The organism is Streptococcus minor DSM 17118, from assembly GCF_000377005.1.
GTDB classification, from domain to species: Bacteria; Bacillota; Bacilli; order Lactobacillales; family Streptococcaceae; genus Streptococcus; species Streptococcus minor.
Window position 1 is genome coordinate 1 of the sequence record NZ_AQYB01000018.1, and the last position, 20,126, is coordinate 20,126.

28 protein-coding genes are annotated in these 20,126 nt (G+C 43.0%); all 28 read left to right on the forward strand.

Translation table 11 applies throughout. The features are described 5' to 3' along the window. Positions 1–386, forward strand: a 386-nt coding sequence (locus tag F602_RS0100525; RefSeq protein ID WP_018166019.1) for a YopX family protein, incomplete at its 5' end; no start/stop codon positions are given. Further along, positions 383–664, forward strand: coding sequence for a DUF1372 family protein (locus F602_RS0100530; RefSeq protein WP_018166020.1), 282 nt, complete (start codon positions 383–385; stop codon positions 662–664). The genes F602_RS0100525 and F602_RS0100530, both read left to right, overlap by 4 nt. 5 nt (positions 665–669) lie before the next feature. Continuing rightward, on the forward strand, positions 670–828 hold the full coding sequence (locus F602_RS10815) for a hypothetical protein (protein ID WP_018166021.1): 159 nt from the start codon (positions 670–672) through the stop codon (positions 826–828). A gap of 71 nt (positions 829–899) precedes the next feature. Then, the gene (locus F602_RS0100540) at positions 900–1,343 is read left to right on the forward strand and encodes an ArpU family phage packaging/lysis transcriptional regulator (RefSeq protein ID WP_018166022.1); all 444 of its coding nucleotides are present in this window, start codon (positions 900–902) and stop codon (positions 1,341–1,343) included. A 388-nt stretch (positions 1,344–1,731) separates the two neighbouring features. After that, positions 1,732–2,163 carry a terminase small subunit gene (locus tag F602_RS0100545; protein ID WP_018166023.1) on the forward strand — a complete coding sequence of 144 codons (432 nt, stop codon included), beginning with the start codon at positions 1,732–1,734 and terminating at the stop codon, positions 2,161–2,163. Further along, positions 2,141–3,400 (forward strand): PBSX family phage terminase large subunit, encoded by a 1,260-nt coding sequence (locus F602_RS0100550; protein ID WP_018166024.1) that lies wholly within the window; start codon positions 2,141–2,143, stop codon positions 3,398–3,400. The genes F602_RS0100545 and F602_RS0100550 overlap by 23 nt, the downstream gene beginning before the upstream one ends. 8 nt (positions 3,401–3,408) lie before the next feature. Next, a complete protein-coding gene (locus F602_RS0100555; RefSeq protein ID WP_018166025.1) occupies positions 3,409–4,908 on the forward strand; it encodes a phage portal protein in 1,500 nt (499 codons plus the stop codon). After that, positions 4,838–6,505, forward strand: a complete 1,668-nt coding sequence (locus F602_RS0100560; protein WP_018166026.1) for a phage head morphogenesis protein — start codon at positions 4,838–4,840, stop codon at positions 6,503–6,505. Before F602_RS0100555 ends, F602_RS0100560 begins: the two co-directional genes overlap by 71 nt. 1 nt (position 6,506) lies before the next feature. Continuing rightward, entirely contained in the window at positions 6,507–6,692 is a 186-nt protein-coding gene (locus F602_RS0100565; RefSeq protein ID WP_018166027.1) for a hypothetical protein, read from the forward strand. A 56-nt stretch (positions 6,693–6,748) separates the two neighbouring features. Further along, positions 6,749–6,991, forward strand: coding sequence for a hypothetical protein (locus F602_RS10160; RefSeq protein ID WP_018166028.1), 243 nt, complete (start codon positions 6,749–6,751; stop codon positions 6,989–6,991). Continuing rightward, positions 6,966–7,226: a hypothetical protein gene (locus F602_RS0100575; RefSeq protein WP_018166029.1), complete on the forward strand. Its 261-nt coding sequence runs from the start codon at positions 6,966–6,968 to the stop codon at positions 7,224–7,226. The genes F602_RS10160 and F602_RS0100575 overlap by 26 nt, the downstream gene beginning before the upstream one ends. A 196-nt stretch (positions 7,227–7,422) precedes the next feature. Beyond that, a complete protein-coding gene (locus F602_RS0100580) occupies positions 7,423–7,995 on the forward strand; it encodes a phage scaffolding protein (RefSeq protein WP_018166030.1) in 573 nt (190 codons plus the stop codon). 12 nt (positions 7,996–8,007) lie between these two features. Further along, positions 8,008–8,991 (forward strand): major capsid protein, encoded by a 984-nt coding sequence (locus F602_RS0100585; protein ID WP_018166031.1) that lies wholly within the window; start codon positions 8,008–8,010, stop codon positions 8,989–8,991. Between the two features lie 15 nt (positions 8,992–9,006). Continuing rightward, positions 9,007–9,345 carry a hypothetical protein gene (locus F602_RS0100590; protein WP_018166032.1) on the forward strand — a complete coding sequence of 113 codons (339 nt, stop codon included), beginning with the start codon at positions 9,007–9,009 and terminating at the stop codon, positions 9,343–9,345. Positions 9,346–9,379: 34 nt separating this feature from the next. Continuing rightward, positions 9,380–9,910, forward strand: coding sequence for a hypothetical protein (locus F602_RS0100595; protein WP_018166033.1), 531 nt, complete (start codon positions 9,380–9,382; stop codon positions 9,908–9,910). Continuing rightward, on the forward strand, positions 9,910–10,215 hold the full coding sequence (locus tag F602_RS0100600; protein WP_018166034.1) for a hypothetical protein: 306 nt from the start codon (positions 9,910–9,912) through the stop codon (positions 10,213–10,215). The genes F602_RS0100595 and F602_RS0100600 overlap by 1 nt, the downstream gene beginning before the upstream one ends. Further along, positions 10,215–10,622 (forward strand): HK97-gp10 family putative phage morphogenesis protein, encoded by a 408-nt coding sequence (locus tag F602_RS0100605; RefSeq protein ID WP_018166035.1) that lies wholly within the window; start codon positions 10,215–10,217, stop codon positions 10,620–10,622. Before F602_RS0100600 ends, F602_RS0100605 begins: the two co-directional genes overlap by 1 nt. After that, positions 10,623–10,991, forward strand: coding sequence for a hypothetical protein (locus F602_RS0100610; protein ID WP_018166036.1), 369 nt, complete (start codon positions 10,623–10,625; stop codon positions 10,989–10,991). After that, positions 10,992–11,609, forward strand: a complete 618-nt coding sequence (locus F602_RS0100615) for a hypothetical protein (RefSeq protein WP_018166037.1) — start codon at positions 10,992–10,994, stop codon at positions 11,607–11,609. 23 nt (positions 11,610–11,632) lie between these two features. Next, positions 11,633–12,061: a hypothetical protein gene (locus F602_RS0100620; RefSeq protein WP_018166038.1), complete on the forward strand. Its 429-nt coding sequence runs from the start codon at positions 11,633–11,635 to the stop codon at positions 12,059–12,061. A gap of 20 nt (positions 12,062–12,081) precedes the next feature. Continuing rightward, complete coding sequence (locus F602_RS0100625; protein WP_018166039.1) at positions 12,082–12,366, forward strand: hypothetical protein; 285 nt, start codon at positions 12,082–12,084, stop codon at positions 12,364–12,366. A 3-nt stretch (positions 12,367–12,369) separates the two neighbouring features. After that, a complete protein-coding gene (locus F602_RS10535) occupies positions 12,370–14,937 on the forward strand; it encodes a phage tail protein (protein ID WP_018166040.1) in 2,568 nt (855 codons plus the stop codon). Continuing rightward, the gene (locus F602_RS0100635; protein ID WP_018166041.1) at positions 14,937–16,418 is read left to right on the forward strand and encodes a phage tail domain-containing protein; all 1,482 of its coding nucleotides are present in this window, start codon (positions 14,937–14,939) and stop codon (positions 16,416–16,418) included. The genes F602_RS10535 and F602_RS0100635 overlap by 1 nt, the downstream gene beginning before the upstream one ends. Beyond that, a complete protein-coding gene (locus tag F602_RS10540) occupies positions 16,418–19,063 on the forward strand; it encodes a phage tail protein (protein ID WP_018166042.1) in 2,646 nt (881 codons plus the stop codon). Before F602_RS0100635 ends, F602_RS10540 begins: the two co-directional genes overlap by 1 nt. 12 nt (positions 19,064–19,075) lie before the next feature. Then, positions 19,076–19,450: a DUF1366 domain-containing protein gene (locus F602_RS10180; RefSeq protein ID WP_018166043.1), complete on the forward strand. Its 375-nt coding sequence runs from the start codon at positions 19,076–19,078 to the stop codon at positions 19,448–19,450. Positions 19,451–19,475: 25 nt separating this feature from the next. Continuing rightward, positions 19,476–19,622, forward strand: coding sequence for a hypothetical protein (locus F602_RS10955; protein WP_018166044.1), 147 nt, complete (start codon positions 19,476–19,478; stop codon positions 19,620–19,622). A 21-nt stretch (positions 19,623–19,643) separates the two neighbouring features. After that, positions 19,644–19,931: a DUF7365 family protein gene (locus F602_RS0100655; protein ID WP_051070650.1), complete on the forward strand. Its 288-nt coding sequence runs from the start codon at positions 19,644–19,646 to the stop codon at positions 19,929–19,931. A gap of 1 nt (position 19,932) precedes the next feature. Further along, positions 19,933–20,126, forward strand: a 194-nt coding sequence (locus tag F602_RS0100660; RefSeq protein WP_018166046.1) for a phage holin, incomplete at its 3' end; no start/stop codon positions are given.

Sequence of the window (20,126 nt, forward strand, 5' to 3'; positions counted from 1 at the left end):
AGAAAATGATACAGAGATATAGAGCATTTTACGAAGGTAAGATGTATGGAGTTAAAGCTGTAATCTGGACCAGTCGCGGATTGTACGTGACGTTGGACGAGGGCAATAAGGCTGGTAGGCGTGTACGTGGTGCAGCCCTCATGCAATCCACAGGGCTGTTTGATGTAAATGGCAAGGAAATTTTCGAGGGGGATGTTGTCAGAGTAACATGCGAACATCCTATTGACTTTCCGGACTGCCAAGGTGTTGTGAGAATGTTAGAAGGGCGATACATGGTTTGTGATGACAAAACTGAGCGCGGTTCAGAATTGTTTTCAGAAATTTTCTCGAACGAAATCATCGGCAACATCTATGAGAACCCGGAATTTTTGGAGGAAGTTGAATGAAAAAGATAATACTAATTGTAATTTTATGTCTATTCTGGGCACTCACCCTGGCTTTGGCAAAGATGAACAACAGGATAATTGAACTAGAATCCAGACAACCAGTCATCATCTATCAAGTTGATAATGCTGGTGCAGCGATGATTGGTAAGGTCACAGGCAAGGCAATAGTTGATGGTAAGCACACGCTGGATTGCGGGATTTACGGTAAGTTTCTAGTAACTAAGGAAGTTTACGACAGCGTGCAGGTTGGGGATGATATACCGGAGGAGTTGAAATAAATAGCATGAAATCCAATGATACAGTGAGGATATTAAAGAAAGAGCGCGACTATTGGATGAAACGTAGCAAGTGCTTAGAAAAACAAGTAGAATCTTTAATTGCACAACGAAAGATTGATGAAGATAAGCTTAAACAGGAAACCAATGTAATTCGTTGGAAATAAAAAAAGCCAAGGCACTCCGCCTCGGACAATAATATATAGCAGTATTATTATATCATAAAAGGAGACAGAGAGTGCGAATATTTAAGGAAATTGATAAAACTTTTACCAAACGAAATGCCTATGAAGTTTTGAGTTTGTACCGTCGTTACGCTCGTATGGCTGGTGAGGAATATAATCCGAAAATAACTGCGACATACTCCTTTGAGCCAAAATCTGGAGGATTTACAAGTAAAGCTACTGAAAACCAAGTAACGCAGAGAGTAACTGCGTGCGACGAAATGGAAGCAATCTACAAGGCTATAAACCGTATTATTGACCCTTATGTAAGACAGGTCATCATTGAAAAATACTGTAAATGGCACATCAAACAGGATAAAGCAATCTACACTGACCTTGGGTATTCCGAAAGCGAGTTCTATCGGATGTTGGAGAGGGGAGCGATAGAATTTGCTGAAAACTATAGGGGCGGAGAATTATTAGTCTTTAGAAAACATTTGGGAGATATTTGCAAGTAAGTTGCTAGTAAATAGTCGTTTAAAGCTGATAAAATGGTAGTATCGGATACCGAGAAGAGATACATGTTTAAGTTTCAGTCAAGTGCCAACGATAGACTGCCAGTCTCCTAATGAAAATCGAACTCGGTATCTTTTTGTTAAGGTTATGATGATATACCTTCAGGAGACGATCCTGTAAAAAGAGGCATAAAGCTGAGGCCATCGGATGTTGCGTGCGATATCTATGGATGTCATCTGTGGGAATACATAGAGAGGGCAACCCGTATCTGTTGAGAGTCCTAGGTCACAGATTACGTTTTGTTGCAGGTTCGAATCCTGCTGTTCCCGTTAAATAACCAAGGTCACACAATCGTGTGGCTTTTTAATTTTCACGAAAGGTGGTAGAAAATTGAGCAAGTTAACACTAAAACAACAGCGTTTTGCAGATGAGTACATCATCTGTGGAAATGCGACGGAAGCAGCAATTAAGGCAGGGTATGCTAAGCGTTCGGCTCAGCAAGTCGGAAGCGAAAACTTGTTAAAACCTGTTATCAAATCCTATATTGATAAACGACTCGAAGAATTGAAATCCGAGAAGGTAGCTGACCAGCAGGAAGTCCTTGAGTTCCTCACTTCCGTCATGCGTGGCGAAAAACAAGAACAGACCCTGTGTAGCATGGGGGAGCTTGGCCAAACTGTCATTGACATCGACGTCGGAGCCAAGGACAGAATTAAGGCTGCTGAGTTGATTGGTAAACGACATAGGCTGTGGACGGAAAAAGTAGAAGCTGAAGTGCAAGGGACGGTGATATTTGCCAATGAAGCAGACATCCCAGATTAACGTTGATTTGCCTAAGATTGTCGGGAAGGGCTACGGTCATTTTTGGCGGTCTACAAATTTCTACCGAGTTGTCAAAGGTAGTCGAGGCTCAAAGAAATCAAAAACAACTGCTTTGAACTTTGTTACACGGTTGCTAAAGTACTCGTGGGCCAATTTACTTGTCGTCCGTCGCTATTCGAACACTAACAAGCAATCAACTTATACAGATTTTAAGTGGGCTTGTAATCAGCTTAAAGTTAGTCACTTGTTCAAATTCAACGAAAGTCTGCCGGAAATTACGCTAAAGTCAACCGGTCAGAAAATTCTTTTTCGAGGTCTGGATGATGAGTTGAAAATAACATCAATTACAGTTGATGTTGGCATACTAAGTTGGGCATGGTTTGAAGAAGCGTACCAGATTGAGAACGAAGATAAGTTCTCGACTGTAGTGGAATCAATCCGTGGAACATTGGACGTGCCTGATTTTTATAAACAGATCACGGTCACGTTTAATCCGTGGAATGAACGCCATTGGCTCAAACGTGTCTTTTTTGATGATAATACACGCAGGTCAGACACTCTGGCCTTGACAACTACTTTTAGATGCAACGAATGGCTGGACGAGGTCGATATCAAGCGATACGAGGACCTATATGTCACTAATCCACGACGGGCTAGAATTGTCTGCGACGGAGAGTGGGGAGTAGCTGAAGGGCTAGTCTACGAAAATGTACAGGTCGATGAGTTTGACAAAGAGGAGCTATTCCGATCTGGGAATTACAAGCTATGCGTTGGTCTTGACTTTGGTTTTACTCATGACCCGACAGCTCTGGTAGCTTATCTCATAGATGACCAGAGCAAGAACATCTATGTCTTTGATGAGCATTATCAAGTCGGGCTGTTTACAAAGGATATCGCAAAGATGATATCTGATAAAGGATATGCTAGTAGTCAAATCATCGCAGACTGTGCAGAGGCTCGGTTGATTGAAGAATTGAAATCTGAGTACGGTATCCGCAGGATTAAGGCTAGTCGAAAAGGTAAAGACAGTATCATGGCTGGCGTGTCTAAATTGCAAGGGTACCAGATTACAGTACATCCCAGCTGCACGCATATCATGGACGAATTTTACTCATACTGCTACCAGCAGGACAAGGAAGGTAAATGGCTGAACAAGCCTGAAGATAAAAATAATCACCTTATGGATGCACTGAGATATGGCCTACAATGTGCAGAAAGCAGTGGTTGGCTGTTTTAGGAGGAAAAATGTTACAAACAGATAATGTGTTAACGCTAGCAACGGAAGTCAAACGATTGGTCGCAAATGACCGTGCTAGCGATTTGAAAAAAGATATGCGAGTCGGAATCAACTACTATGAGGGTAGGCATGACATTGAAGACTATCGATTGTTTTACTTTAACAACGAGGGTGAAATCGTCGAAGAAAAATATAGAAGCAACACACGGATAGCTCATCAGTATTTTACCGAGCTAGTAGATCAGAAGGTACAGTACCTACTGTCTAATCCAATTGAGGTCACGACTGAGCAAGAAGGTCTACAAGCCTATTTGGATGAATACATCAACGAAGATTTTCAGCTCATGTTGCAGGAATTGGTCGAAGGTGCGAGTCAGAAAGCTGTTGAATATGCGTTTTGGAAATTGACTGCAGATGGTCGTATCTATTTCAAAACTGCTGATGCATTTAAAATCATCCCAATTTACGATAGTTTTTACGGCATTGACAAATTGATCTATTACTACGACGATGACATCCTAATAGACAACCAGATTAAGACTGTTACTAAAATCCAATTGTGGACTAAGGAAGAAGTTTTTTACTTCGTCCAAACAGACAGTGATGTCCAATTGGATGTTTCGGTAGAGATTAACCCATTGCCACATATCATCGCAAAAAAAGGTAAATCTAAGTTAGGTAAGGGCTATGGTCGTGTACCGTTTATCTGTCTGCAAAACAACCGCAGTAAAACCAATGACCTAAAGCCGATTAAGGACCTTATCGACGACTACGACATGATGGCCTGTGCGCTGTCTAATAATTTGATTGATTTCGACCATCCAATCTATGCCGTTCGCGGGTACGAGGGCGACGACCTAAATGCTCTAGTAACCAATCTTAAAACCAAGAAGACTGTTGGAGTCGGTGAAAAGGGCGGAATTGACGTCATCACTACTAACATCCCAGTTGAAGCTCGCAAAGCTAAGCTAGCAATTGACAAGGAAGCTATCTACAAGTTTGGCATGGGCTTTGACAGTTCACAAACAGGAGATGGAAACATCACAAATGTGGTCATCAAATCACGCTACAGTTTACTTGACCTAAAATGCAACAAGATTGAGGTTCGTCTGCGTGCAGTCATTAAAGACATGTTGCAGCTGATCGTGGAAAACATCAACGAATTGCACGGTAAGGCCTATGATGCAGCTGAAATTGAAATCACAATGATTAGAGATGTCATGGCCAACGAAACGGACAACGCAGCGATTGCCAAAACAGAAGCTGAGACGAATCAAGTTTTGATTAACAATGTCATGACTGCTGCACCTCGGCTTGATGACCGAACAGTTCTGGAATTACTTGCAGGTATCTTGGAAGTTGACCCAGACGAAGTTGAGAAAGCTCTGGAAGAGCAGGGGTATCAAGCTGATTTTAATCAAGCGACGGAGGTAGACGATGGCGGAGCTGAACAAGTTCCAGAAGGAAATAGAGAGTCTGCTAACGAAAGCGGACAAAGCGACGGATAGACGACTCTACGGACTCTACATTGATACGATTAAGGACTTGAAGAAGTCATTGTTAGTCGATTACCAACGACTAGATGATTTAACATCTTCCCAGAGGCTGAAATTAAGCCAAATGAGCACGCTTTTGGAGCAACTGGACCAATCAGTCGATAAGTTGAAAAAAGGGCTTAAAAGCGAAATTACGGGCCATTTAATCGATACAGGAAAAGTTGCTTACAATGAGCTGTTTTACGAGTTTGAAAATAGCCATACTGGTATTAACTTTGCCATGCTCAAGGAAGATGAACTGAAAACCATCATTGAGACACCGGTTGCTAACTTCAAACTGTCAGAACGACTGGACGATGGGGTTGTCGAACGATTGAAAAACAACATCAAGGACGACCTTAACCGTATTTTTCTGCACGGTGCTAGTTACGCCCAGGCATCGGCTAGATTGGCAGAGCAGGGCTACAGCTCTTATCGTCGCGCCATGATGATTACCAGGACAGAAGCTGGCCGAGTACAAGCTGTTGCAAGGCAGAAATCGCAAATGGAAGCAGAAAGACTTGGTATTGAGTTTGACAAGATGTGGGTAGCTACTCTGGACGGTCGCACAAGGCACAATCACGCTGAATTGGACGGGGTCAGAGTAAAGCCAGATGATTATTTTGAAATCAACGGCTTAAAAGCGAAGCAACCGCACATGTTTGGTTTTGCTAGCGAAGATGTAAACTGCAGATGCCGGACCATTTCGCGCTTAAAAGGGGATGATACACCACTTCTAAGACGCGACAATGAGACTGGGGAAATTGTGGCATACAAAAACTATCGAGAGTGGGAAAAAGCAATTGACCGGCGACAGTTTTCAGTTGGAAGTGATGCGGATTATCTAAAATCGGATAAGTTAGTCAGCCCACAGAAAGGAAAACGAGAAACAATTAAGGGTGATGAGGTTTCGTTCAGAGGGAGAAAAGTCCTTAATTCGAAGCACGACCTTTATGTTTCGGACAGTCTTGGTTCAGGACGCAAGGCATTTTCGTATTATGAGCGTCAAATTGACGAAGCTATGCAAAAAATCAATGTGCCAAAAGGTAGTCCATCACCTAGATTTGTACTTTATGATAGCGCAAAGGATGTTGGCAAGAAACATAGCTTTGGGGCTTATGATCCAGGGACTAATACAGTCTTTTTGGATGCGACTAAAGCAAATGATAAAGCTATAATCCTAAAACTTAAGACAGCAAATAAAAAATGGCTGAAAGATGGCAATATCGGAAAATTCTTTGCGATTGATAACGATGCGAGAGGACCTTTGGTTCATGAGCTAGGTCATTATAAGCACTATATGCACGTTGAGCACCACGCCAGAACAAATGGTATTACTTATGCAGAATCAAAACGCAGATTCAATGAGAAATTTCTTGATTTTATCAGCGGTAAAGACTATAATATCAGTAAAGATATAAGCGGATATGCTCAAGAACATCTTGAAGATAGCTTGAAATATCTCTCGTCAACTAATGAGATAATTTCTGAAAGCAATACACTATATCAATTAAAAAAACACTCAAAAGCGACTGAAATTATTAGATTCTTGGAAAAGGAGGAGTGGTAAAATGGAAATGGTTATGACCAAAGGGACAAAACTAAAGCAAAAGTTTCGTTCTTATTTAATTCCTTATGAGTATGAAACAATGGAATTAGTTCCAGAAGCTCCTCAAGAAGCTATCGAAGCCCGCGATGAGTATTTGAAATGGCGTGAAGAATACCAACGCACTCGCTCAACCTGGGGCGATTACTAATTGAACGATGCAGCACCTTCGAGGTGCTTTTTTTGTACCAAAAACAGGAGGAAATCATGAACAAACGTATCAAGAAGAAACGTAAGCGCGAGCTTGAAAATCGTATCGAAAGTTTGGAAATGCACATTGATTTTTTAATCAGTCAAAACAATCAACTGTGGAACATTATCGAGCGAAATGCTCAGGCTACTAATTCGAGGTTTGACAAAATTGAGAAGAAAGCAGCTGATAAGGCTTCTAAGAAGTCTTTTTTAGTAGAAAGTGAGGTGACATATGCACTATCGCAAGAAACCAGTTGAGATTGAAGCTGTACAGTTTTACGATAACCCAGAAACATTGGCTGAGTTATCAAAATTTGGCTTAGAGCCTGTAAATGTTGATTACTCAGTGCCCTCAATGCCAGTTCTAAAAATCCATACCTTGGAAGGTGTGATGACTGCCATTGAAGGTGATTTTATCATCAAAGGTGTTCAAGGAGAGTTTTACCCTTGTAAACCTGACATCTTTGAGCAAACTTATGAGCAAGTAGTCTAGGAGGTGATCACTCATCTTGACAGCAGGAAAGACTGCTATAAACAACTGTAAATTACTCTAAACTGGCCGAAAATGACCAGTTTTCTTTTGCGTCCTGTCGAATGACAGAAAACTAGGCATGCCAAGTCTGTGTGGCATATCGCAGACACTCCCTGCTGGGAGAGCCAGCATAAAAAATCTATGGAGGTAACCAATAATGGATTGGTTAAAAGAACTTATTGAGAAACATACTGCAGATGGAAAAACAGATATTGATGCGGTCATGAACGCAATCAAAGAAGAGTTTCCAAAGCATGCTGTCCCGAAAGATGTCTATAATGAACAGGCTGAAAAACTCAAAGCAGCTAACAGCACGCTTGACACCTTGAAGAAAACAAACAAGGACAATGAAGAACTGCAGAATGAGCTGAAAATGTACAAGGATAAGGTCACACAGCTGGAAGAGCAAGCTAAAGAGTCAGCCAAACAGCAGACGATTAAGGATGCGTTGACCAAAGCAAAAGCTACGGATGTTGACTACCTGATGTACAAGCTAGGTGATGTTGAAGTGGACGAAAAAGGGGAAATTAAGGACCTTGAAAACAAAATCAAGGACTTGCAAACGAACCTTCCAGCATTCTTTCAATCAACAGACCCAGAAGACAACAGCGGTTTTAAATCGCTAGACAGTGCAGATTTGCCGAATGGGCAACGCACTAAGAATCACAACATCGCATCAGCGATTGCAGACAAATCAGTTAACTTAACTGATTTATTAACAAAAAAATAATAGGAGTTACAAATGACAGTAGATATTACTAAAATTAAAGATGTTATCACCCCCGAAGTATTCAACGCTTATATGCAACAGTATTCGCAAGAAAATTCTATTTTGATTCAGTCAGGCGTAGCAGTTGCCGACCCTCGTGTTGAAGCAATGATTACAGCGGGCGGTAAATTGGTCAACATGCCGTTTTGGAATGATTTAGGAGGAGATGACGAAGTCTTGTCAGATTCTGCAGAATTGGGTACAGGCAAAATCACAGCTGGAAAAGATGTGGCAGCGGTCCTCTACCGTGGTCGTGGATGGTCTGTTAATGAGTTGGCAGCTGTATTTTCAGGCGATGACCCAATGCGTGCTATCTTAGACCGTATCGGCGCTTACTGGATGCGTCAAGAACAAAAAGTGTTGCTATCAGTCCTAAAAGGTCTGTTTGCTAGCGGAGCACCATTAGCAAGCTCACATACACTAGATATTACTGGAGCTAAGAAGAAAGCAATCACGGCTGAAACAGTCCTGGATGCAAAACAATTGCTTGGGGATGCTGCTGACAAGCTCAAAATGATTGCGATGCATTCTGCGGTCTATACTAAGTTGCAAAAAGATGACTTGATTGAATTTATCAAGCCGTCAGAAGGTGGAGAGGCTATCCCAACTTATTTGGGTTATGTTGTTTTGCGCGACGACAGTGTTGCTCCTGCAGGCGACGTGTACACAACCTACTTGCTAGGTAGCGGTGCATTCGGTCGCAACACGGGTACACCTAAAGAATTAACCACATTTGAAACTGACCGACAAGCTGCTGCAGGTAACGACCGCATCTTTACGCGCCGCGCATTGGTCATGCATCCATATGGAATTAAATGGACTGATACATCAGTAGAAGGCGCTACACCATCAAATGAGGAGCTTGCGACAGCTGGCAACTGGGAAAAAGTCTACGAAGACAAGAACATTCCAATTGTTGCAATTAAGCACAAATTGGTAAATCCAGATACAGTTTAAGAAAAGGAGCACAGCATGGATAAATATGTTGTCATCGAGGGATTTACTGACGGTCAAGATGACCTCGTGACCTATCCTGAGTATAGCATCTATCCTCGAAATGGGTACGTGCCATCAGAAGAACGTATTGCAGAACTTTCCTCGACTAACAATGCTAAAGGCATGAGGTTGATTCGTAAGTTGACTGAACTGCCAGATAAGGTGGTTGAAACTACGAAAAACCCACAAGAGTCAACTACCTTATCTCGTGAAGAAATCAAAGCCCAGTTGGATGCACTTGGCATTGAGTACGCAAAGAAAGCTAAGACTGAAATCTTGCTTGAAATTTTAGAAGCATCAAAACTAGGAGAGTAGTCATCTGCTCTCCTTTTTAATTTAGGGGGTATGTATGATTATTAGCCTAGATGAAGCTTTGAAACTAGATTCCAACGCAACGCAAGAGACCTGCGACGGTTTGGAAACTATGGTCCGAAAGTTGACCAATAACAATTTCCAGCTGATGAAATTCCGCATCCGTGGCTTACAGCTATCAGGAAGCAAAATCAAAGCAAACAGTGGTCGGATAGATATTTTTAAAGCAGGCGACACAATCGAAATCAACGGAACGGATTACAATGACGGTCTATACGTTGTTGAGAGCGTCTCTGATGACGGAATATCAATCAGTGGTGATTTTATCGCAGAAGCCAATTCAGGAGCCATAGCGACGAAAGTGAGCTATCCTGCGGATGTGTTGGCCGGTGTCAAGAAGTTAATTGCTTACGATGCCAAAATGCGAGATAAAGCTGGTATCAAATCCGAAACCGTAGCCCGTTGGTCAGTAACCTATTACGATGTGACGGCTGCCGAAAGTTCGGAAGGATATCCAGTCAGCCTGCTTGGTTTTTTGGACAAGTACCGAAAACTGAGGTGGTCATGATGCTGGCGTTTTATCTTTTTAAGCCGACTGCAGTCGGCGAAAATGAACTAGGCCAAGAAATCTTTGAACATAAGCGAGTAGCTGTGTTTACTGGCTACATGGATATGCTGGATGGCAGTGAGTCTACGGATAAGCTTGCTTACTTGGAAGACAGTACCCATGTCATCTTGACCAAAGACATGACAGTCAACGCTGAAATCGAAGATAAGATTGAGGTAAACGGAAAGACCTATGAAGTGACTTATGTTGATGACCCAGTAAACCTTGGACATCACTTGGAAATCTATGTCAAAGGGGCTCATTGATGAAGTTTGTCGATAATTCAGAAGCTGTTAAGAAAGCCCTTGAGTTAAAAGCGATTAAAGGACTCATTCAAGCTGCTATGATGGTCGAAGGTCAGGCAGTGCTTTTGGCACCTGTCGGAGAAACCGGAGGCTTACGTGACAGTATCGGATACAAGGTCAATGAGAGCGAACTGGTAGCCTATGTTGGTACGAACTGCGAATATGCTATCTACGTTGAATTTGGGACCGGTGAATTTGCAGAGAATGGCAATGGTCGTAGAGGTGGCTGGGTGTATAGGGATGCAACCGGTGAAGTGCATTTTACGTATGGAATGCCTCCGCAACCTTACCTACGAAATGCATTTAGGCAAAACCAGAAAGCAATACGAGCTATTTTGGCAGACTGTTTGAGCGAGTTAGGAGGATAGATGAAACAAGTTATTAAAACTATTTTGAAAGAGTTGAAGAGTGTCCACGTTGAGAGTTACTACATGAAGAACTCTGCCAAGAAAATCAGCTATCCTTATGTGGTTTTTTCGACGAGCTTAACCAATATAGACCGATATGCAGATGGTTGTTACTTAGATGTGGACGTCTTTTGCAACAAGGGTCTAGACCAGGTCGAAATCGAAACATTATCCGAGAGCATCAAGATGCACTTGAGGCATTTTGACCAAATGCTGGAAGATTGCTACATACGCACACAATTCCAGTCGATGCAGACTGTGCCAACGAATTTGGACGACTTGCAACGACGGAATTTGCGTTTTTACATAAAAATAGATTGGAGAAAATAAATGGCAAAAACTGCTGTAAAACGTACTGGCTATACTGCTAGCACACCGAAGCATTACCTTATTAACGCTGGGGCTGTTTACAAGAATTTAACTTGGAATAAGACCGGCGGTGAAGGTAGCAAAGGCCAGTGGGAAGGTGAACTTTTGGGCGCCACTGCAGGCGGTAATAAGGTCACTGTTGAGCAAAATTATCGCATGGTCGAAGTTGACGGAGTGTTTACTCCTGCTGTTGGTCAGAAATTGCTAGAGAGCCAAAGCGCTAAGTTAGAAGTCAATGTGAAGGAATTGACTGCGGAAAACATCCGACTGTCTATCAATGGTGAGATAGACGACGCTGACGGCGAAACAGCCCCAACTGGTTACAAGGTAATCACTGGAAAATCGAAGCTTGAGAACAAGGACTACATCAAGAATCTAGGAATCGTAGGCACGATGTCTGGAACAGATGACCCTATTATCATCATCATTGACAATGCATTGTGTACATCTGGTCTTGATTTTGAGACCAAGGATAATGATGAGGCTGTGATTCCCATGACCTTTGAGGCACACGCAGGAGAGGGACAGGTAGAAAGTTTGGAATTGCCTTGTCGTATCTATTTCCCGAACATCGCTTAACATCGCTTAACTAGGAGGAACACATGGCTGAAAAATTGGAAATGCGCGAACTGAATGGTGGAGACATCTTCACGATGTTAGGCATCATTGGTAAATTAGACATCAAGGAAGAAGTGGTCTCATTGATTGAACGACAGTATGGAAATGATAAGGATGTCATTTCCTTATCTGATCACAAAAAGAAGAAGCTGACCAAAAAAGAGCAAGAAGCTGCTAATCTTGCTTATCAAAAACGTGGCATGGCATTAGTGACAGACATCGGTTTTGCAATCCTTCGTCATGTTAACGATGCGAAAGCTGACATTAACAAGTTTCTGGCTGACTTGACAGATACGAGCCAAAAGGAAATCGAATCTTTGAGCATGCTTGATTACACAAATCTCTTGGTTGATTTTGGTAAAAAGGCGGAACTCAAGGATTTTTTCCAATCTATTGCTTCGCTGTTGGGTTAGATGTCAACAAGCTAAAAGATATGCTTTTCAAACGGTACGGAAATCCAAAGATTTTGCTAGAGACTCAAACCCTCAGCGAGTCTTTGGATTTTTTTATGTACCTGCTGGATGAGCAGGACAGGGAAGAATTAACCGAAATTTGGAAATCCAAAGAAGTGGATATGTCCTTGTCTGATTTTATTAAAAAATACTCAAAGAAAAGCTATATCAAAAAGCAAGAAGAGCGAAGGCAAACTAAAGAAAAAGATAGAGAGGCTATTGCTTTAGCCGAATCTATCCTGCAGTTACCAAAGGGAGGAGGGTAGAACATGAACATTTTTGAGCTGTTTGGAAAAATAGGAATCCACAACAAGGAAGCCAACCAAGCTATTGACGAAACAACAGGAAAAGCCGAACGTGCACATGGAAAACTCTCTGCAGTCTTTGGAAAAATAGGTCAAGTAGCTGTTAAAGCGGGTAAAATCATGGCCACTGGTCTGGCTGTTGGTGTAACAGCCCTAGCAGGCTTGACGGGTGCTGCCACTAAGCACTATGCAGAATACGAGCAGTTAGTTGGTGGTATTGAGACCCTCTTTGGAGCGGGTGGAAAATCTCTTGAAGAATATGCCCAATCTGTCGGAAAGAGTGTAGACGAGGCTTCCGCAGAGTACGAAAATCTGATGAGCGCACAAGAGGACTTGCTGAGTAAGTCTAAAATAGCTTACAAGACAGCTGGTCTATCTGCTAATCAGTACATGGAAACCGCGACATCGTTTTCTGCGTCTCTTATCCAGTCGGTCGGTGGTGATACGGTAAAAGCTGCCAAATTAGCTGACCAAGCTATCATTGACATGGCCGACAATGCGAATAAGATGGGCTCCTCGATGGAATCTATCCAAAACGCATACCAAGGTTTTGCTAAGCAAAACTATACCATGCTGGATAACCTCAAACTCGGCTATGGTGGTACCAAGGAAGAGATGCAACGGTTGCTTGATGATGCTGAGAAAATCAGCGGTATCAAGTATGACATTTCGTCATTTGCTGATGTGACTGAGGCTATCCATGTCATGCAGGAAGAAATGGGTATTGCTGGGACAACTTCCAAGGAAGCGGCATCCACCATCTCTGGTTCTGTCGGCATGGTAAAAGCTGCATGGGAAAATTTCCTGACAGGTATGGCTGACCCTGACCAAGATTTCGGGGAATTGGTTAATGGTTTAACCGAATCAATTGGGATTGCTCTTGGAAACATCGTACCGAGATTGGTAGAGGCATTGCCTAGGTTGATACAGGGTCTATCCCAAGTCATTCAAACCTTAGCAGGGTACTTACCAGAAATTCTCAGTGCTCTGCTTCCAGGGCTCATTACTGGAGCAACCGAACTGATTAGCGCATTAGGCTCCACTCTGCCTGACCTATTTATCATCTTATTTGATGAGGTGTTGCCTCAAGTTTCGGAAGCATTTGTAACCTTTTTAGAAAAAGTGTTCAAGGTGCCAGAGGGTAGCTTTTCTGGTTTGACCGAGGGTTTAAACTTAGCTTTTGCGACAGTTAGCTCAGTTTTCGACGTCCTTTTTGGCTCAATGAGCGAGAAAGACAACATTGACTTGCTGACCAAAATGGGTATGGACCCTGGAACTGCAGAAACTATCATCACAACGGCAACTGAAATTGGTGACACGGTTAAAACAGCTTTTGAAACTGCGGTAGACCTCTTTTCTGAAGCTTCTGAAAAAATCGGTGAGTTTATCGACTGGGTGCAAAAAGGTGGTCCAGAAGTTGATGCTTTGAAAACAGCTGTCGTTGCGATTACGACTGCTCTTGGCACTTACTTAGTCATTTCAAAGGCTATAGCTACATATGAGGCTATTAAGAACGGAGTGGTAAAAGCAGGGATTGCAATTCAAGCCGCATACAATGCTGTGATGTCAGCCAATCCAATCATGGTCGTTATCATCGCTATTACTGCCTTAGTAGCGACTTTGGTTTACTTCTTCACGCAAACAGAAACTGGGAAAAAGATTTGGCAGGGTTTCGTTGATTTCCTAGGGAATGCTTGGAATATCATATCTACATCTGTCCAGACTGCGTGGACTGCTATTACCGAATTTCTAAGTGGCTTGTGGAACGGGATTGTTTCCGCTGCGCAAGGATATTTCAATTTCTTGGTTGAGTTTTACTCTGGCATTTGGTCTGCGATTTCTGGCACTGTGTCAAGTGTATGGAATGGGATTGTGTCCTTTTTGACAGGACTGTGGGACGGCATCGTAAATACGGCATCTACTATTTTTAACACTGTAAAAGATACTGTTACAGGTGTTTTTGAGGACATTTCTGGTACTGCTTCCCGAATTTGGGACGGAATTAAAAATGCTATCTCAGGCGCAATTGATGGAGCTAAGGACGCCGTTTCTAGGGCAATTGACAAAATTAAAGGATTTTTTGATTTTAAAATCACTTGGCCTAAAATTCCAATGCCAAGATTTTCTGTCAATCCATCTGGCTGGCAGATTGGCGATTTGTTAAAAGGTAAGATACCGAGCCTTGCTGTTGATTTCTATGCAAAAGGCGGTATCATGACCGGACCTACTATGTTTGGCATAAATGGTAATCGAGCCATGGTTGGTGGCGAAGCAGGCGACGAAGCTATCTTGCCACTAAACAGCAAAAACCTTGCTGGTGTTGGTCATGGAATCGCTGAAGCTAGCGGATTTGGCAACGATGAAATCATGGCTGTCCTGTTTGAAATCCTGTCAACCTTGAAGGCAATTCAAGCGAAAGACGGAAATGTATATATCGACAGTGATAAGTTGATTGGACACATTTGGAAGAGACTGCGCGATAAATTTGCGTTTGAGGATAATGTTGATTTGATTTTTAGGAGGGGCACTTAGTGGTTTTTAAAAAATTAAAATGCAACGGCATCGCTATTGATGAAATTATCAATATTTCAAAAATAGCGGTCCAACCCGTTGCAGACATCACTATCCAATCAGAGGAAAATGTTGAGGATGGAAAAGAGTTTCTCTCTCAAACTCGTGGAAGTAAGATGATTCAAGTCGAAGCTGTCATTAAAGAGCAAGTCTTTTCGACCATTGACCGGCTAAACAAAATCTTTACGGACGAGGAGCTAGTACTTGAATTAGCTGACCAACCTGATAGAGAATATCGGGCACGTTTGAGTAAAATAGGCACACCTTCAAGCTTCGTGAGAAATGCAGATATAGTCTTTGAGTTTGAGGTGCTCTCTGGATCTGCTCAAGCAAAACATGGGAAGAGATTCCCATTTGTTCGAAATGAGCAAGGGATCATGGAAACTACAATTGTCAACAATGGCAGTAAGGCTGTGCATGTTAATTATGAGGTAGAATTGGCCAAAGAATCCGGCTACCTTGGTATCGCTAACCAGTATGGGGCAGCTCAATTTGGTAAACCAGAGGAAGTGGACGGAGTGGTTGCTGAGAAGAGCGTTATTTTATCAAGCAACAAGGCTGGAAACTTTACCAACTGGGCTGATGGAACGGTATTTTACGAAAGTACAAGCAAAAAATCGGTTACTAACATGTCGGCAGATAAGGTTGACGGCGGGCGTTTAGGTGTATTACCTAGTGGCTTTACAAATAGCGCTAATGGTGCTCAGTTTGGTGCTATCAAAGAGCTAACGTTGTCCGAAACGGCTCAGAATTGGTACATATGGGCTCGTGCTTGCTTTGAGACTGGTCTGATTAACCAGACTGGGGCATGGTGCTTGGCTGTGGTCGATGACCAAAACCATTTTATCGCTGGAATGGCTATCGAGAAAACAAACACGACTGCCAACATTGCCACAGTCCATTTCCTGATCGGGGATGGCGCTGGAGGTAGTCGGCCTGTAAAATCAATCAATTTCGCTCCTCACGCTGGACTAAGCAACCCTTACGGTAGCGAGGCGCGGAAAAAGAATCGGAACATGTTTGACATGAAAAAAGAGGGTGAAAAAGTTACCTTCTTTTGGTACGGCTCGTATTTCCCTTTTTATGAGCCAAAAATAAAAAATGTGGTCGCAAAGAAAGTCCAGTTTTTCACAGGGCAGTACAAAGGTCGCACCGCAGGCAATCAGCTTGTGTCTGTGCATTACCTAAATGATTTTAGTTTTACAAAAATCAAGGTGCCATATTGGCGAGATATCCCTAATCGCTATCCAGCTGGTAGTTTTTTGCGCGTGGTTGGTCAAGAGGGCAGAATTTACGTTAATGGCCAACCTGCCTTAGATGATGAAATTTTAGGTAGTCAGTATATCAAGGTACCACCGGGCGAGACCAAGGTACAGTTGTTAGTGTCTAGTTTTTCGGCTATTAAAAGTGCTACGGCAGAAATCAAGGAGGAGTTTAGCTAATGCAAAACGTACGTATTGCGATAAGAGATTCAACCGACAGTCACAGTGTTGGTTTTTTCGATAATCAGGCAGGTATTAAGTTTAAATCTGCTAATCTAACACGTTTTTTAGCAGGCTCTGCTAGTATGCTGTCTCTTAGCTTTAACTCAAAGGACATTGATACTGTAAAATCAGGCTGTAAATTAGCCTTTATGTACAAAGGTAAGCCATACTGGCTCAATATTATGGATGTCCAGAAAAAGGGATACAGGCTCGAACTAACGGCTTATTCGCTAGTTTTGGAAATCAACAACGAGCAGAAAGGCCCATACAAGACGGATAGAGCTCTACCTATGGCTCAGTATATCCGTAATTTTGACCCTGAAAACTCTCTTACGATTGGCATCAACGAAGTAGCCGACAAGTCTATCAAGTTAGAGTGGACCGGGACAGATACCTTGCTGTCAAGACTCTACTCAGTAGCTAATAGCTTTGATGCAGAATTGGAATTTGTGACAGAGTTAAATAGTGACTACTCACTGCATCGGCATGTAGTCAACATCTACCGTAAGGGCAATCTTGGTAAGGTAGCGACTGGCCAACCTGTGCGGGTTGGTAAGGATTTGAAAGTCATTAACTATGCGGATGATATTAAAAATCTCTACAGCGCAGTATTTGCGACCGGTAAGGATGGGCTAATTATCAGCGGGTTAAATCGTAAGGTAAACGATAGCGATGGGAAATTGCTCTATTTTACGGACGGAGCTTATCTCAGAGCACCTCAAACGAGAGATAGATTTCCAGCGGTCGGTAGACGGTCGGCAGATAACTACCTCGTGCATGATTTGGGTAGCACTGAGTACAGCTCAAAGGAGGCGCTGTATGGCTATATGCTCAGTGAGCTTAAAAAGGTCAGCCAGCCTAAAGTGACCTATACTGTTGAGGGTTCTGTAAATGGTGACATCGGTGACACTAAGACCTTGATCGATGACAAGCACTATGACCCGCCTCTATACGTTCAAGGGCGGATATCAGAGATGACAGAGGATATCATTACTGGTCGAGTGATAGAAACGACACTTACCAACTACGAGCGTAAGCAGAGCCAAGTATCAGATGATTTGCGCAAGCGAGTTGAAGAATTGGCTAAAGAAGCGATGCCTTACACGCTCGAATTGGCCACTAGCGCTGGCACAGTGTTTAAAAACGGAGCTGGTAATAGTCTGATAACCCCAACCCTTAAAAGAGGCTTAGAAACAATTTCTGAAGCCTCTTTTACGTGGACAATCGGCAATGTTAGTCAAACAGCTAGCACTTACACGATGTCTGCGAGCCAAGTCAATGGCACGCAACTCGTGACGGTTGAGGCTATCCTCAATGGTCAAGTGGTCGCAACTGCCGAAACCACGTTTACCAATGTCAGTGACGGTCAGGATGGCGCTCAAGGACCAATTGGACCAAAAGGCGACAAAGGGAATCCAGGGCAACAAGGTCCAAGAGGTGCAGATGGACCTCAGGGCTTGCCTGGTGCTAAAGGTGCGGACGGGCCTAAGGGAGACCGTGGCCCTGCAGGGTCAAATGGTGCGAATGCTTATTTTTACGTGGCTTACGCAGACAGTGCGACAGGGTCAGGTTTTAGTTTGACGGACACGTCAAAACGCTATATGGGTCACTACTCATCAAACAGCCCTACGCAGTCCGCTAGCGCGTCTAGTTACAAGTGGGTTGATAGGGCAAATGTGCCTGCAACCTTTCTGCAGTCGGTTATCCCAGCAAATCCACCCACAGGGTCAAGATGGAAATATACAGGGTCTAGCAACTTAACAGCTAATGGTTCGGCCATTAAACCGGGCGAGCAGTACCTATTTATCGGGAATAGATGGGTAAAAGATGTCATCACATCCGACAACTTGCAAATTAAGGACCAGTTTATCAATGGACCGATGATAAAAAACAAGTCTATCACTGTTGATAAGTTAAGTGTCGGTAGCTTGTCAGCTATCACAGCCAACCTCGGCTCAGTGACAGCGGGTAAAATTTTGCTACAGCGCAGCTTTGGTGCGGGAAGGTCGGTTGTGCCTGCTTTTAACTACCCAGCGCATAAGACTGGCATCTTTATGGACAACTATGGGCTAATCGTAAACGGCACACCCGTCCAAAAGACACCCTCAGAATCAACAGCTAGCGATATGCCTGTGGCAGCGTTGATGTCGGGAGAATTGCGGTTCTTGCGGGTCAATCTGACGGACAATCTTGAGGCTGTCTTGCACAATGGGCTGTCAGACCCTGATTTTGGGTATATCCAGTTTGGGGTGGATAACGAAAACCGGAAGGCTCTCAGAATCGTAGCCAACGGTCAAATCTACTTGAGTAGCGAAAACTATACGGATTGGACAACCTCAACGGTTAACCGCAATGTGAAGTGGAAGGTGCAAGGAAATCTTGTGATTGTCAGCTATGACGTCACCTTTCCGACGGGTGGAAACAAGCATATAGTAACTGTTCCGAGCAAGTATGTGCCTAGTGCGCTAATGTTGAGCGCTAAGGCATGGCATACGTTTCTAGACAGGGATAGAAACGCCCAGCTTAATTCGGATGGTGGCTTGCATATACTGGCCACAGATGCCAATCAGCGCTATTGTGGGCAAATCGTTTGGGCTTATTAAGAAAGGAGAAACATGCGATTAGAATTTCAGAGAAAAACACTCGCTTACAATGTAGATGGTAGCGTTCGAGGAACTGAGGTGACTCTTGGGAACTTGGATGGAGCCACCTATCCAATCATCTTGCCAGCTGACAAGATAGACTTGTCAAATGCTGAGCTCGAAGACATGGCCTTGGAAGTCATCTATCAGGAAAATTTCCCAATGCGGGCCGAGAATGAGAAGTTTAACACTTTTGACAAGAAGATTGCTGAGATTGACGCTGCAACAGCTCGGTCGAAAGAGCAATACGAAAAGGTTGAGGAAATGATTAAGATAACCACAGCCATGGTAAATGAACTCATTTCCACGTTGCAGGGTGAAGAAGATGAACCTATTGAACAGAATTAAAAATTTTAAAAATGGAGGAATCGCAATGATGATTAACTATTTTGCAATGCAAGTCCAACTCGGATGGATTACACTGGAACAAGTGCCAAAGCGCTTTAGAGAAAAAGTCCGCAAGTTGGTAGAGTTAGCCGAAATTGGTGCTAGCGAAGAAAAACAAGAAACGGAGGGCTAGCTTTTGGGAGAAAAAGAGCTAATGCATTGGCTGATTACAGTAGTCTTACCAGTAGGGCTTACTTTGATCGGCTTCTACACTACCAACAAATCCAAAGCAGAAGCCATGGAAAAGCGCTTGACAACCATGGAAGTCTTAAACGACATGCAGTCCAAGATTTTGGATAGTCATGACATCCGACTCAGTAAGCACGAAGAAGAGCAGAAAATCACGATGTCGCTGGTGGAGCAAATCAAAAATTTATCGACAGACATCGGAGAACTCAAGCAAGACTTCAAAGATTTTCAAAAAAATTACGGAGGGAAATAGAATGAAACTCAATTGGAAAGTGCGGTTTAACGCAAAAAACAAGGCATTTTTAGCCCGTTTTGCTGTAGCAGTGTTATTGCCTATCTTGGGCTATTACGGCCTTAAAACAAGCGATTTGACAACGTGGCAGGCTGTTTTAGATGTCATTGTCAAAGCTCTATCAAATCCTTACGTTTTAGGGATGATGGTTGTCAA